General features: G+C 72.8%; 12 protein-coding genes. 11 read left to right on the forward strand and 1 reads right to left on the reverse strand.

What is annotated here, in order from left to right; all coding sequences use genetic code 11:
- The first annotated feature begins 1 nt into the window (after nucleotide 1).
- From OAW74_RS00365 to OAW74_RS00410, 10 genes are all read left to right on the forward strand, one after another.
- Nucleotides 2-958 carry an ABC transporter permease gene (locus OAW74_RS00365; protein ID WP_262872353.1) on the forward strand — a complete coding sequence of 319 codons (957 nt, stop codon included), beginning with the start codon at nucleotides 2-4 and terminating at the stop codon, nucleotides 956-958.
- Nucleotides 958-1,812, forward strand: coding sequence for an ABC transporter permease (locus OAW74_RS00370; protein ID WP_262872354.1), 855 nt, complete (start codon nucleotides 958-960; stop codon nucleotides 1,810-1,812). Before OAW74_RS00365 ends, OAW74_RS00370 begins: the two co-directional genes overlap by 1 nt.
- Nucleotides 1,809-3,383 carry a dipeptide ABC transporter ATP-binding protein gene (locus OAW74_RS00375; protein ID WP_262872355.1) on the forward strand — a complete coding sequence of 525 codons (1,575 nt, stop codon included), beginning with the start codon at nucleotides 1,809-1,811 and terminating at the stop codon, nucleotides 3,381-3,383. Before OAW74_RS00370 ends, OAW74_RS00375 begins: the two co-directional genes overlap by 4 nt.
- A 36-nt stretch (nucleotides 3,384-3,419) precedes the next feature.
- On the forward strand, nucleotides 3,420-4,088 hold the full coding sequence (locus OAW74_RS00380) for an NUDIX hydrolase family protein (protein ID WP_262872356.1): 669 nt from the start codon (nucleotides 3,420-3,422) through the stop codon (nucleotides 4,086-4,088).
- A gap of 8 nt (nucleotides 4,089-4,096) precedes the next feature.
- The gene (locus OAW74_RS00385; RefSeq protein ID WP_262872357.1) at nucleotides 4,097-4,930 is read left to right on the forward strand and encodes an AlbA family DNA-binding domain-containing protein; all 834 of its coding nucleotides are present in this window, start codon (nucleotides 4,097-4,099) and stop codon (nucleotides 4,928-4,930) included.
- 153 nt (nucleotides 4,931-5,083) lie between these two features.
- Nucleotides 5,084-6,424, forward strand: coding sequence for a cell division initiation protein (locus tag OAW74_RS00390; RefSeq protein WP_262872358.1), 1,341 nt, complete (start codon nucleotides 5,084-5,086; stop codon nucleotides 6,422-6,424).
- A gap of 660 nt (nucleotides 6,425-7,084) precedes the next feature.
- Nucleotides 7,085-7,726, forward strand: a complete 642-nt coding sequence (locus OAW74_RS00395; protein WP_262872359.1) for an RNA polymerase sigma factor — start codon at nucleotides 7,085-7,087, stop codon at nucleotides 7,724-7,726.
- Nucleotides 7,716-8,177: a hypothetical protein gene (locus OAW74_RS00400; RefSeq protein WP_262872360.1), complete on the forward strand. Its 462-nt coding sequence runs from the start codon at nucleotides 7,716-7,718 to the stop codon at nucleotides 8,175-8,177. Before OAW74_RS00395 ends, OAW74_RS00400 begins: the two co-directional genes overlap by 11 nt.
- A 58-nt stretch (nucleotides 8,178-8,235) precedes the next feature.
- On the forward strand, nucleotides 8,236-9,936 hold the full coding sequence (locus tag OAW74_RS00405; protein ID WP_262872361.1) for a S8 family peptidase: 1,701 nt from the start codon (nucleotides 8,236-8,238) through the stop codon (nucleotides 9,934-9,936).
- 68 nt (nucleotides 9,937-10,004) lie between these two features.
- Nucleotides 10,005-12,482, forward strand: a complete 2,478-nt coding sequence (locus tag OAW74_RS00410) for a CHAT domain-containing protein (protein WP_262872362.1) — start codon at nucleotides 10,005-10,007, stop codon at nucleotides 12,480-12,482.
- A gap of 209 nt (nucleotides 12,483-12,691) precedes the next feature.
- On the opposite strand, the gene OAW74_RS00415 is transcribed toward OAW74_RS00410, so the two are convergent.
- Entirely contained in the window at nucleotides 12,692-13,765 is a 1,074-nt protein-coding gene (locus tag OAW74_RS00415) for a threonine aldolase family protein (RefSeq protein WP_378732969.1), read from the reverse strand.
- Between the two features lie 83 nt (nucleotides 13,766-13,848).
- Between OAW74_RS00415 and OAW74_RS00420 the strand changes: the two genes are divergently transcribed.
- Nucleotides 13,849-14,526, forward strand: a complete 678-nt coding sequence (locus OAW74_RS00420; RefSeq protein ID WP_262872364.1) for a BMP family ABC transporter substrate-binding protein — start codon at nucleotides 13,849-13,851, stop codon at nucleotides 14,524-14,526.
- Nucleotides 14,527-14,595 lie beyond the last annotated feature (69 nt).

Below are 14,595 nucleotides of genomic sequence, written 5' to 3' on the forward strand. Positions count from 1 at the left end.
CATGATCGCCGTCCGTCGCGTCGCGGGGAAGCTGGGTGGGCTCCTGCTCACCCTCTTCCTCGCCTCGCTCCTGGTGTTCTTCTCGCGGTTCCTCGTGCCCGGCGACCCGGTGAGCTTCCTGCTGCGCGGCCGCAAGCCGAGTCCCGAGGCGGTCGCCGAGGTGACCGCCCAGTACGGGCTCGACCTGCCGCCGTGGCAGCAGTACCTCGCCTGGGTCTCCGGCATGCTGCACGGCGACTTCGGCCGGTCGCTGCAGTACCGGCAGGACGTGACGGCGGTCATCGGCGAGCGGCTGCCGGTGACACTGGGCCTGGTCGTGCTGGCCGGGATCATGATCGCGATCGCGGGCCTCGCGGGCGGCACGATCGCGGCGCTGAGCCGCGGGCGGCTGCCCGACCGGCTCGTGCTGATCGTGCTGACGATCCTCGGCGCGATCCCGTCGTTCGTCGGGTCGATCGTGCTCATCTCGGTGTTCTCGGTGCAGCTGGGGTGGTTCCCCTCGTTCGGGTCGGGGGAGGGCTTCGTCGACACGGTGTGGCACCTCGTGCTGCCGGCCACGGCCCTCGCGATCGTCTTCACGGTGCTGGTGGCCAAGGTGACCCGCTCGGCGATGGTCGAGCAGCTCGACCGCGAGCACGTCGAGGTCGCCACGAGCCGCGGGCTCACCCGCGCGGTCGTGGTGCGCCGGCACGTGCTGCGCAACGCCCTGCGGCCGATCCTCACCGTGAGCGGTGTGCTGGTGGCCGGTCTCATCGTGGCGAGCTCGATCGTCGAGTCGGCCTTCGGGCTGGCCGGGATCGGGTCGCTGCTGGTGCAGTCGGTCGACCGGCTCGACTTTCCCGTCGTGCAGGCCATCGTGCTGCTGGTAGTGACGGCGTTCGTCGTCGTGAACGCCGTGATCGATCTGCTCGAGCCGTGGGTCGATCCGCGCACGGCGGCGGGAGCGGGTGCCCGATGATGGTCTCTCCCACTCTGTCGGTGCGCGTGCTGCGCACTCCGCGCGCGGCGCGAGGCGACCTCGCCGTGACCGTGAGCCTCATCGTGCTCGCCGCCTTCGCGCTCGCCGCCGTCTTCGCCCCGTTCCTCGCGCCCTACGACCCCGAGGCGGTCGACTTCGGCGCGGTGCACGCCGGTGCGAGCACCGCCCACTGGCTCGGCACCGACGCACTCGGCCGCGACACGCTCAGCCGCATCCTCTACGGCGCCCGGACGGCCCTGCTCGGTCCCCTGCTGGTGGTCGTGCTCTCGACGGTGCTGGGCGCCCTGCTGGGACTTCTCGCCGGCTGGCGGGGCGGCTGGCTCGATGCGGTGCTCGCGCGGCTGTTCGACGTGATCTTCGCCTTCCCGTCGCTTCTGATCGCGATCATGGCGGTCGCGCTGTTCGGCAAGGGGCTCACGGCGCCGGTGGTCGCGATGAGCATCGCCTACATCCCGTTCGTCGCGCGACTGACCCGCACGCTCGTGATCGCCGAGCGCCATCGGCCCTATGTCGCGGCGTATCGCGTGCAGGGCTTCGCCGGGGCCTGGATCGCGCTGCGCCGCGTGCTGCCCAACGTCACCCCCGTCGTCGGCGCGCAGTCGACGCTCAACTTCGGCTACGTGCTGGCCGAGCTCGCGGCCCTGTCGTTCCTGGGCCTCGGCGTGCAGCCGCCCACGCCCGACTGGGGCGCGATGATCAACGAGGCCCAGTCGGGCGTCGCCGGCGGGTACTTCCTGCCGGCGCTCGCCCCCGCCGTGGCCGTCGTGATCGTCGTGGTGGCCGTCAACATCGTCGGCGAAGAGCTCTCTCGCCGCGTGGGAGGAGCATCGTGAGCCTGCTCGAGATCGACCGCCTGGGGCTCTCACTGCCGGACGGCAGGATGCTGCTGCACGACGTCTCGCTCACCGTCGAACGCGGCCAGACCGTGGGCCTGGTCGGCGAGTCGGGCTCGGGGAAGTCGCTCACCTCGCGCGCCGTGCTGGGGCTGCTGCCCGCAGCCGCAGCGACGACCGGCGCCGTGCGGGTGGAGGGCGCCGACGTGCTGGGTGCGGGCTCTCGCACCCTGACCGACGTGCGCCGGCATCGGGCGGCGATGGTCTTCCAAGATCCCCGCGCCGGAATCAACCCGATGCGCACGATCGGCGACCACCTCACCGAGGCGCTGCGGCTGAACGAGGGGTGGGGCGCCCCGAGGGCGCGCGACAAGGCCCTGGAGCTTCTCGCCGCCGTGCAGCTGCCCCGCCCGCAGGAGCACCTGCGGCAGTACCCGCACGAGCTGTCGGGCGGCATGCTCCAGCGCGTCATGATCGCCGGCGCCCTCACGACCGACCCGGCGCTGCTGGTGTGCGATGAGCCGACCACGGCGCTCGACGTGACGACCCAGGCCGAGATCATCGCGCTGTTGAAGCGTCTGCGCGACGAGCGCGGCATGGGCATGCTGTTCGTCACGCACGACCTGAACCTGGCGGCATCCCTCTGCGATCGCCTCGTCGTGCTGCGCGCCGGGGTCGTCGAAGAGGAGGGGCCCGCCCGCGAGGTGCTGCGCAGCCCCCGCTCCGACTATGCGAGACGGCTGATCGCGGCGACGCCCACGCTCGCCGGCGCCAGCCCCGACGCGCCTGCCGGGCCCGAGCCGATGCTCGAGGTGCGCGGCCTCGCCAAGACCTACACGCCCCGGGGCAAGCAGCCGGTCGTCGCCGTGCGCGACGCCGACCTCGACGTGCCCGCCGGTGGCGCCCTCGCGATCGTGGGGGAGTCGGGGTCGGGCAAGTCGACGCTCGCGCGCATGATCGTGGGGCTCGAGCAGCCCGACGCCGGTGAGATCCGCATCGCCGGGCGCGAACGCACCGCGGCTCCGCGGGGCCGCGCGGCGCGCCTCGCGCACGCCCGCAGCGTGCAGATGGTCTTCCAAGACCCCTACCTCTCGCTCGATCCCCGCATCCCGGTCGGCCGCGCAGTCGCCGACGCCCTGCGGCTGCACGACGGGGCGGCGGATGCGGCGACCCGCGTCGACGAGCTGCTGGCGGCCGTGGGGCTCGATCCGGCTCTCGCCGGGCGGCGCCCGCGCACCCTTTCGGGAGGGCAGCGCCAGCGCGTGGCGATCGCCCGTGCGCTGGCGGTCGAGCCCGACGTGCTCGTGATGGACGAGGCCACCAGCGCCCTCGACGTGTCGGTGCAGGCGCAGGTGCTCGAGCTCGTCTCGCGCATCCGGGCCGAGCGGGGTCTCACGCTGCTGTTCATCAGCCACGATCTGGCAGTCGTTCGTCAGGTGTGCGAGGAGGCGATCGTCATGCGCCGCGGAGAGATCGTCGAACGCGGTCGCACCGCGCGGCTGCTCGCCGCCCCGCAGCACGACTACACCCGCGCGCTGCTGGCGTCGGTGCCCGCCGCCCTCGGCGCCTGATCACGGCTTCCGGCGCCCCTGGGGTATACAGGAGACATGCCGGTGCGCACCCCTGACCCCGATCCCAACGAGAGCGACGACGAGGGCACCCCTCGCGATCCCCTCGGCGGCATCGGCGCGTCGTTCGGGCGCAGCGGCCATCCCGTCGGCGACGGCAGCTTCGGCTCGCCGGCGCCCGGCAACGCGGCCAACCCCGGCTGGCTCACCGACATCGAGCTCGCCGAAGCACGTCGGCGCCTCCCGATGCTCTACGTCGAGGCCGTGCCGGTGCGCACCGACGGCGTCGGGCAGGTCACCGAGGTCGGGATCCTGCTGCGCGCCACCCCCGTGGGCGAGATCGCCCGCACGATCGTCTCCGGCCGCGTGCGCTACGGCGAGACGGTGCGCGACGCCCTCTTCCGCCACCTCGAGAACGACCTCGGGCCGATGGCCTTCCCGCTGCTGCCGGCCCAGCCGACGCCGTTCACCGTCGCCGAATACTTTCCCATCCCCGGCCTCAGCGCCTTCCACGACGACCGCCAGCACGCCGTGTCGCTCGCGTTCGTCGTGCCGGTGACCGGCACCTGCGAGCCGCGCCAGGATGCGCTGGAGGTGACCTGGATGACACCGGAGGAGGCGGCATCCGACGCCCTCGCCTCCGAGATGGAGGGCGGCCGCGGCACGCTCGTGCGGCTGGCGCTGGCCAGCGTCGGCGCGCTGCGCTGAGGGTCGGTATGCGCAACGAGGTGATGATCGAGTTCGCGATCGCGCTGCCGATCGCCCTGCTGGTCTCATTCCTGATCGCCCGGATCATGCTCGGGATGTTCGGCGCGCGCCTGCGGATCGGCCTGACGGCGCTCACGATTATCTCCGCGGTCGGGCTGAGCATCGGGATCCTGCTCGCGGCCCTGCTCATCCCCGACGTGCGGGTGTGGATGCTGCCCACGTTCCTGCTCGCGTTCGGCTGCAGCCTCGCGCTGTCGTTCCTCGTCGCGGGCATCGCGACGGCGCTGCACCGCGGCGCCGGCGACGTCGACGTGGCTAAGGTGCTCGCGGCGGGGGAGTCGGATCGCGTCGAGTTCAAAGAGACGGCCCGCTGGAACGTGCGGGAGGACAAGAAGGACGCCCGCATGGAGCTGGCGATCGCCAAGACCGTCGCCGCATTCCTCAACACCGGCGGCGGAACGCTCATCATCGGCGCGAACGACGCCGGCGAAGCGGTGGGACTCGACCGCGACCTCGCCACGCTGCGGGTGCCCGACGTCGACCGCTTCGAGCTGTGGCTGCGCGACCTCTTCTCGAATCTGCTCGGCCGCAACGCCGCGGGGCTGCCGCATCTGCAGTTCGGCGAGGCGGCGAACGGCGTCACGGTGTGCGCCGTGGTGTGCCCGCGGGCCTCCAAGCCGGTCTTCCTCAGCCAGGCCAAAGACGGCAGCTCGACCGACCTGTGGGTGCGCATCGGCAACTCGACGCGCTCGCTCGGAGTCGATGAGGCGGTCGAGTACGTCGCGCGGCACTGGCGGCCGAGCGTGTCGAGCCTGCTTCTCGGCCGGCCGACGGCGCGCTGAACGCGTCCGCCTGGGCGGATGCTGCCGCCTTGCGCGGAGTGGGCTATGAATGCCCTGAAATCGTGGTAGGCGAACCCGTCGGTGCGGCGGATAATGGAGGCACCCCCCGGCGCCGTATCGGCGCGCCCACCCTCTCGCATTCCCGGAGCGCCCATGTCCGACCAGCAGACTTCGACCCGCCCCTCCGACGACGAGAGCCGTTCGCCGTTCGATGAGCTGATCGGCGCCGTCGCGCCGGCGTCGGCCGCCGTCGAGACCGGGTTCACGACGGCCTTCCGCGGCTATGACAAAGACGAGGTCGACGCGGCGTTCGCGCAGCTGCAGCAGCGCCAGCGCGCCGCAGCCGACGAGGTCGCGGCCCTCGAAGACCGCTGGCGCCGCTCCGCCGACGACGTCGTGACCCTGCGCCGAGAGCTCGAAGACGCGCACTCGCGCGGCGCCGATGCCGAAGCAGAGTCGGCCGAGGGGCGTGATGAGCTGCAGCGGCTGCGCGACGAGCTGACGGCCGCCGATGCGCGCGCGGCCGCGGCCGAGCAGAAGATCGACGCGCTCACCGAAGAGCTCATGGGCGCCGGCGGCGAGAGCGAGAACCGGCAGAAGTTCGAAGAGATCCTGCGGGTGGCAGAAGACCAGGCCAGCCAGCTCATCAAGAACGCGAGCGTGCAGGCCGACCGGCTTCTGGAGGCCTCGCGCGAAGAGATCCAGAACCGCCGCAAAGAGCTGCAGGCCGAAGCGGAGGCCGTGCGCTCGCAGGCCCAGCACGACGCCGCCCAGGTGCGGTTGCGCATCGACACCGAGCTGACCGCGCACGAGGCGCAGCTCGAGCGCGAGGCCGCGCACGCCGCCGAGAAGGTCGCGCAGGCCGACCAGGAGGCCGCGGCCATCCGCACCGAGGCCGAGAAGGGCGCCGCCGCACTGCGCTCGCTCGTCGCGCGCGAGACCGCGCAGGACCGGGCCGACGCCGAGGAGGCGGTTCGGGAACTGCGGGTGCGCACCCTCGAGTTCGAGGAGTCGCTGACCCGCCGGCAGGACGACGCGCAGCAGGAGTTCCTCATGCTGCACAACCAGGCCGTCGCCCACGCCGAGCGCATCACCCAGGACGCCAACGAGCAGGTGGCCGCGTCGCTCGAGCACGCTCAGCGCGTGTCGGCCAAGGCCGAGGACTTCGACAAGCTCATGCGCGCCCAGGCGCAGCAGATCGAGGCCGACGCGACGCTGCGCGCGAACGAGATCCTCGATCGCGCCCGCGCGAAGGCCCAGAAGATCATCGACACCGTGACGAACAACTCGCAGTCGGTGCTGCGCGATGCCGAAGACCGCACCCGCCAGCTGCGCTGGCAGCAGCACCAGCTGACGAGCTTCATGGCCGAGGTCAAGGAGCTCATCCGCCCCGAGGCGCCGCTGCCCGGCGAGGCGGCGGATGCTGCCGAGGTCGAGGCTGAGGCTGAGGCTGAGGTCGAGCCGGAGTCGGAGTCGGAGTCGGAGTCGGAGTAACGGCCCACGGGCCGCAGTCGCAGAAGGTGCGGGTTGCGGCCGCCCGGAGCCGCATCTTGTGCGACCGGGGGCGGTGTCGTGTCGCAGAAGCTGCGGGTTGCGGCCGCCGGAGTCGCAACTAGTGCGACCGGCCGCCGCGCGAGGTCGCAGCATCCGTCGCCCGACGCGTGCCCAGTCGCCCTATAGTGCGACCGGGGTCGGGCGGGCACCCGGTGTGGCTCGGGCGTCGACCGCGGAGTCGACCGCGAAGGAGCCGCCGAGTCTGCAGCGGCACCGATGGCCGGTCGCAGAAGGTGTCGGATGCGGCTGCCTCAGCCGCAGGTTGTGAGACCGGCGCCGTGACCGCGTCGCAGAAGGTGCGGGATGTGGCTGCCTCAGCCGCAGGTTGTGAGACCTGCGAGCGTGCCCGGTCGCAGCATCCGCGACCTTGCGACGTCCCGGTCACCCTATAGTGCGACCGGGTCGGTCGAGCCGAGTGGGACCCGGGTCGGTCGAGCCGGGTGCGACCGGGGACGGTCGAGCAGGCCCCGACCGCAGCCGGTCGAGGCGGCTCACCCCGTCACACCGGCGCCCCGGCCAACCGGATAACGGAATTCTCGGCCCGTCATGTATCACCGACGGGGTCGCCGTGCTCCTGTCGATGTGGCCAGAATGGGCGCTATGACCGAACTCGACCCCTCGCACCTCCGGAACGACCCGGACGGCGAGGGGCAAGACGGCGTGCCCGAGACCATCTGGCAGCGCGCCGCCGCGTCCTTCGCGCGCTGGCGGGCCGGCGACACCCTCGCGATGGACGAGCTCGTGCGCACCATGACGCCCGTGTTGTGGCACGTCGTGCGCGCCTACGGCGTCGAGCGGATGCTGGCAGAAGACGTCGTGCAGGCCACCTGGATGGCGTTGGTCACCCACCACGAATCGATCGCCGACGAGCGGGCGGTGGCCGGCTGGCTCACGACCTGCGCGCGCCGCGAGGCGTGGCGGGTCGGCAAGGCGCATCAGCGAGTGCGCCCCACCGAGATCGTCGACCTCGAGCCGCACCTGCCCGTGGAGGAGTCCGCCGAGGCGCGGGCGCATGTCGCCGACCGCGACCGGCGCCTGTGGACCGCCGTGGGCGGGCTCGACGAGCGCTGCCGGCGACTGCTGCGCATCGTGGCGTTCGAGGAGCGCCCCGACTATGCGCGCATCGCACACGACCTGGCGATGCCGATCGGCTCGATCGGCCCCACGAGGCAGCGCTGCCTCGGCAAGCTGCGCGCGGCGCTGCAGGCGGACGGATGGACGGGAGACGACCATGACCTCTGACACCCCGAATACGGATGCGGCCCTCTTCCGCGCCCTGCGGCGCACATGGGAGACGGTGGACCCCGTGCCCGCCGACCTCGTCGATCGGATGATCGCGTCGGTGGCCACGGCAGACCTCACCCGCGAGTACGCACTGCTGGCGCTGGTGGAATCGGCCTCGGAGAGCGCCGTGCGCGGCGACGCCGACATGCTCACGCTGCAGTTCAGCGACGGCAAGACCAGCGTGCTCGTGCACGTGACCCCGACCGAGTCCGGCGGACGACGCCTCGACGGCTGGGTCGACGGATCGGCGGCCGAGATCGAGCTCATCCAGGACGGCGGCTCGCAGACCACGGCTCCCGAGTCGGGGCGGTTCGCCTTCGACGAGGTGCCGGTGGGGGTCGCACGCCTGCGGGTCGTGCTGGCGGCCGAGCAGGACGCCGAGCTGACCACCCCCCGATTCGAACTGTGAGCGGCAGCATCCGCTTCTGAAACAGGCGCCGCGGCGCCGACACGAGTGAGGAGCCATGATGGCGGACGACGACGTGCGTGCGGGCGGACCCCTGCCGAAGGGCTGGTCGTGGCGCGACCGGGCCAAGGGCACGATCCCCGAGGGCGTGCTCCTCGACCCGGCGGCCGAGCCGATCGACGGCCTCGAGGTCTTTCCGACCGTGTACGTGCCCAGTCGGCTGCTCGTCTCGGGTGGGCCGGACGGCAAGCTGCTCGGGGGCGGGTTCGACACCGTCGTGAAGGCGGCCGAGCAGTTCGGATGGAGCGCGAAGCGCGAGCTGCTCGACGGCACGCCGCTCGACGGCGACGAGGTGCCCCGATCCGAGGTGCCCGGCACTCCCGTCGTCGTGCGCGTGCGGCTGGAGGCGACGCCCCACGACGACCGCACCGGCGCCGTCTCGCCCGGCATGCCCGACGCGTGGCGGGTGCTGCAGCAGATCCGCCGCGACGTGCTGTTCGACGAGAAGGGCAACGACCTCAGCAAGGGCGACCGTGAGGCGCGGGCGCGGCTGCTGAAGGATGCCGGCGCCGACCGCATCGGTCTCGACCACGTGCTCACCGTCGACCCGATCGGGATCAACCCGTTCGCCAAGACCAATCCCTATGCCCGCACCAACCCCTACGCGAAGACGAACCCGTACGCGAAGACCAACCCCTATGCCAAGACGAACCCGGTGAGCGAATACGGCGACTCCGGCTCGGGCGGCAGGCAGCCGGTGAGCTGGATCGGCCCCGACCTGCCGCGCACGCGACTGACCGACGGCACCCGTCGCCGAGCCGTCGTGGCGGTGCTCGACACCGGCGCCGGCGACCACTGGTGGCTCGACGGGGTGGTCAACCGCGAGGTCACGCTCGACGGGCGCCCGGTGGGGCTGCACGACGACGCCAATCCGGAGTACTACCCCGACCTGTACGGCCCGCTCGACGGTGAGCTCGACCCCGTCGCCGGTCACGGCACCTTCATCGCCGGCATCATCCGGCAGGCAGCACCCGAGGCCGACATCCTCGCCATCCGCGTCGCCGATGCGCTGGGGGTCGTGGAGGAGACGAACCTGCTGCAGGTGCTGCGCGACCTCGTCGTGCTGGTGCAGCGTCATCGCGACGGTGTGCACGGCGGTCAGGCGATCGACGTGCTGAACATGTCGCTCGGGTACTACCACGAGACCCCGGAAGACGGCCTCTACACCCATGACCTCTACGACCTGCTGACGCAACTGCGGGCCCTCGGCACGGTCGTCGTGGTCTCGGCGGGCAACGACGCCATCGACCGGCCCACCTTCCCCGCGTCGCTGTGGCGCTGGCCGGGCTCCGACAACGGGCTCCCCGACGACGACTACGCGAAGCACCTGTCGGTGGGGGCGCTCAACCCCAACGGCACGACGGCGCTGTTCTCCAACGTCGGCCCGTGGGTGCGCCGGTACGCGCGGGGGGCGTCGGTGGTCAGCATCCTGCCCGCCTTCACCGGCGGCATCCAGGCGTCGGCGCGCGACGACGAGTACGACCGGCAGCGTCTCACGATCGGCCCGGAGGACTACCGCGGCGGCTTCGCCGTGTGGAGCGGCACGTCGTTCGCGGCTCCCCTGGTCGCCGGCCGCGTCGCGGCGCGGCTGCACACGCGGCCGCTTCAGGCCGAGCCGGTCGCGGATGCCGTGAAGGATGCAGCGGCCGCCGTCGACGCCGTGCTCTCGGGTCCGGAGGTGAAGCTCGGCGCGGCCGACTGAGGCCCGACCTCGACGCCGTGCGAGCCCCGGAGCGCGCACGCCGGGCCCTGAGGCGCCATATTGGAGGGGTGACCCCCTCGGCAGCGGATCTGCATCAGCGTGGCGTGCGTCTGACCAATCAGCGCCGCTACGCCGAGGCGGTGCCGCTGCTCGAGCGCGCCGCGGCGGCGACCTCCGACCCCGATCTCGCCGCGCGCATCGCCGGAACGCTCGCCTACGCCCTCGGTCAGCTGGGTCGGCTCGCCGAGGGCGAGCGCATGGTGCGGGAGGCCCTGGACGCACCGGGGATCGGCGCGGAGACCGCGGCGATCGTGGCGGGGCAGCTCGCGAGCCTGCTGTGGAACCTGGGCCGGCTCGACGAGGCGCAGGAGTGGTTCGCCCTGGCCATCGGCGGGCTCGACGGCACCTCGATCGCCGGGGCCAACCTCCGGATGAACCGATCGATCCTGCTCATGCAGCGGGGCGAGCTCACGGCGGCCATCGCCGATCTCGAGCAGGCCTACGCGACCTATGACGCCGCCGACAGCGCGGCCGACCGCGCCGAGGCTCAGCACAACCTCGGCTACGCCGCCCTGCTCGGCGGCGACCTCGTGCGCGCGATGCGCGAGATGGCCGCCGCCCGCACCGTCGTGGCGGTCGTCTCCGTCGAGAACGCGGCGATCGGCGACATGGACATGGCCGAGGTGCTGCGCGACGCGGGGCTGGTCACCGAGGCGGAGCGGCTGCTCGAGGGTGCGGCCGCGGTGTTCGCCGACAAGCGCATCCCGCAGGCGCGCGCGGAGGCGGAGTTCCATCTCGCCCGCTCCCTGCTGCGCCACGACGCGCAGCGCGCGGCCGACGTCGCGCGCGACGCCGCGCGGGGGTTCGGGCGCCTGGGCAACGAGCTGTGGCAGGCGCGCGCCGAGGCCGTGGCACTGCGTGCCGCATTCGCGGCGGGCGCGATGGACCGCAGCGGTCGCATCGTCGAGGGGGCACGCACCCGGGTGCGCGCGACGGAGGTCGCCCGCGTCGCCGAGCTGCTCCGCCGTGGGGGCATGCGCAGCGACGCGATGGCGCTGCGCCTCGACCACGAGCTGTGGCTCGCGCGCCGCGGCGATGCGACCCATCGCCTGCCCGTGGTGCCGGCGTCGGCATCGCTGGAGGTGCGGCTGCTCGCCCACGAGGTGCGCGCCACCCGCGCCGGCAACGCGGGGCGCAGGGCGCAGGCACGCAAGCACGCCGCAGCGGGCCTCGACGAGCTCGCCCGCTGGCGGGCCTCGTTCGGAAGCCTCGACATGCAGACCTCCCTCGCGATGCATGGCAACGCGCTGCTGCTGTCGGGGCTCGATGCCGCCGTCGCCGCACGCCGCGCCGACCAGGTGTTCGAGTGGTCGGAGCGCGCCAGGCACCTGAGCAATCAGGTCGTCCCGCTTCGCCCTCCGCCCGACCCGGAGCTGGCGGCCGACCTCGCCGAGCTGCGGATGCTGCGCGCCGACCTCGCCGGCCGGGACTGGCTCGCCGACCCCCGGGCCGCGGAGCTCAGCGATCGGCTGCGGCACCGTCAGTGGGTCGCCACCGGAGCCGCGGGCCTGGAAGACCGCATCGACCTGGTCGCGCTGCAGGCGGGACTCGACGCCGACACGGCGGTGCTCGCCTACGTCTACAGCACGGCGGGACTCAGCTGCCTCGTCGTGACGTCCTCCGACGCGCGGCTCGTGGACCTGCCGGAATGGTCGGCGGTGCGCACGACGCTGTCGGGCCTGCGCTCCGACCTCGACGTGTCGGCTGCCGTGCGCACGGGGCCGATGGCCGCCGTCGTGCGGCGTTCGCTCGACGCGCGGCTCGCCGACCTCTCCACGGCGCTGCTGAGCGGTGCGCTCGCCGCAGTCGACGCGCACCGGCTCGTGCTGACCACCCCCGGTGTGCTCGCGGGGCTGCCGTGGGGCATGCTGCCGGGGCTCGCCGGTCGCCCGTTCACCCTCGCCGGCTCGGTGTCGCGGTGGGCGCACGGGCGCGGCGAGGTCCGCGCCGCGGCGACGGCGGGCTTCGCCGTGGGGCCGCGGGTGGCCAGGGCTCAGGAGGAGGCGCAGGCGGCGGCATCCGTCTGGTCGTCGGCGTCGATGCTCGCCGAGGGTGAGGCGACCGTCGATGCCGTGACGGCACTGGGCGGCCGCGTCGACGTGCTGCACGTCGCGGCCCACGGGCGTCACGCGGTCGACAACCCGCTGTTCTCGGGCCTGGAACTGGCCGACGGAGTGCTGTTCGGCTACGACATCGACAGGATGCCGGCCGTTCCCCCCACCGTGATCCTGTCGGCCTGCGAGGTGGGCCGCTCCGCCGTGCGGTGGGGGGAGGAGGCGGTGGGCATGACGCGTGCGTGGCTGCACGCGGGAGCGCGCTGCGTCGTGGCCGCCCCCGTCGTGGTCGCCGACGACGATGCGACCGAGCTGCTCGGCGCGATGCACGCGGGGCTCGCGGTGGGGCGCGCCCCGGCCGTCGCGCTCGCCGAGGCGGCCGCGGTCACCGGCATCCGCGCGCCCTTCCAATGCCACGGAGACGGATTCTGAATCCGATGTATCAGGCCGCGGGGCCGCCGCTCCTGGTCAATGGAACGACAATCCGGTCACGACGCGCAGTCGCGATCGGGCCGCCGCGAGGGTGAATTCGCTGGGGCGCGGCGGAGATCGTTCCCGAGGACGGCCGTTCCGGGGGGTTCATCGCCCGTCCGAGAGGGGTCGGCGGCTCTTGGGGGGAGTCGCCGGCCCCGGTACCCGCCTCAGCGAGACGTGAGGTTCGACAGCTCCGCGACGAACGCGTCGACGTCGGCCTCGGATGTGTCGAACGAGCACATCCAGCGCACCTCGCTGCGGGCCGCGTCCCAATCGTAGAAGCGGAAGCTCTTGCGCAGCTCGTCGGCCACACCCTCAGGCAGGGTCGCGAACACGCCGTTGGACTGGGTGGGCTGGGTGAAGGCGACACCGGTGATCGTGCCGTCGGCGATGCCCGTCTCGACGCCCTGGCGCAGGCGCTGGGCCATCGCGTTGGAGTGACGCGCGTTGCGCAGATACAGGTCGCCCTCCAGCAGCGCGATCAACTGCGCCGAGACGAAGCGCATCTTGCTCGACAGCTGCATGTTGAGCTTGCGCAGGAACAGGAGCCCATCGGACGCCGCGGGCTCGAGCACGACGACGGCTTCACCGAGCATCGCCCCGTTCTTGGTGCCCCCGAAGCTCAGCACGTCGACGCCCACGTCGCGGGTGAAGGCGCGCAGCGGCAGGTCGAGGGCCGCGGCGGCGTTGGAGATGCGTGCGCCGTCCATGTGCAGGCGCATGCCCAGCGGGTGGATGTGGTCGGCGATCGCGCGGATCTCGTCGGGCGTGTAGAGAGTGCCGAGCTCGGTGGACTGCGTGATCGAGACGACCAGCGGCTGCGCGCGGTGCTCGTCGCCCCAGCCCCACGCCTCCTGGTCGATGAGCTCGGGGGTGAGCTTGCCGTCGTCGGTGGGAACGGTGAGCAGCTTGATGCCGGCGACTCGCTCGGGCGCCCCGCCCTCGTCGACGTTGATGTGCGCGGTCTTCGCGGCGATCACCGCGCCCCAGCGGGGGAGCATCGACTGCAGCCCCGTGACGTTGGCGCCGGTGCCGTTGAACACCGGGAACGCCTCGACGCCCTCGCCGAAGTGGTGGGCGAACACCTCCTGCAGGCGGGCCGTGTAGGCGTCTTCGCCGTAGGCGATCTGGTGCCCCTCGTTGGCGTCTGCGATCGCGGCGAGCACCTCGGGGTGCACGCCGGAGTAGTTGTCGGAGGCGAACCCGCGCACGGCGCGGTCATGCAGGGTGGTCACGATCATCCAGCCTAAATCCCCGTCTGCAGATCGCCGCGCGGCCGTTCACCCCGGCGCCACGCGGCGGCAACCCCGGCGTCAGCGAGCGCGTGTTCGCTGAGCCGGTGATCGAGAAGCGGATGCCGTCGCTCGCCGCCGCGGCCGCGGCGGGCGCCCTCATGCTCGGGCTGAGCGGCTGCGCCGCCGCGGAGCCGGTGGGCGCAGCATCCGCCGTCTCGACGAGCGCTGCGGATGCCGATGCCTACGCCGTCGTGCCCGAGCCGGGTCGCACCATCGCGGCGCGGGCGCCGGAGCACGCCGAGGAGCTTCCTGGCTACCGCATCGCGGCGGTGGTGCCGACCGCAACTGCCGGCGCCGATCGGCTGGCGGCGGCCCTCGGAGCATTCGCCGCGCGTGCGGGTGCCGAGGTGGAGGTCTTCTCTGCGGCCGACGACGGCGAGGTGGGCGACGCGCTCGCCCAGGCGGTCGAGACCGAGCCGGACCTCGTGATCGGCCTGGGCGAGGGCGTCGTCGACGTGTTCTCGCTGGAGACCGCGCAGCGACTCGATCAGCAGTTCCTCATCGTGGGCGCGCAGGTCGCCGAGCCCACCGCGAACGTCACGGCGGTGATCTGGCCGGGGGCGACCTCCCGCGGTGCCGCGGCGTCGGCCGACGGCGCCATCGAGGCCGCCGCGATCACCGAGCGGCGCGGCCTGGACGCGCTCGCCGCCGGCATCGCGAGCGTGCGCGACGGGGTCACCGGGATCGTGCTCGACCTCGGCGAGTGAGCGAAGACCGCGCCGAAACCGAGGCTTCTTCTCGTGTTCACCCTGCGGGGGGCACCCCGTCACCGCGCC

Origin of the sequence: Microbacterium fluvii, assembly GCF_025515205.1 — a bacterium.
Classification (GTDB): domain Bacteria; phylum Actinomycetota; class Actinomycetes; order Actinomycetales; family Microbacteriaceae; genus Microbacterium; species Microbacterium fluvii.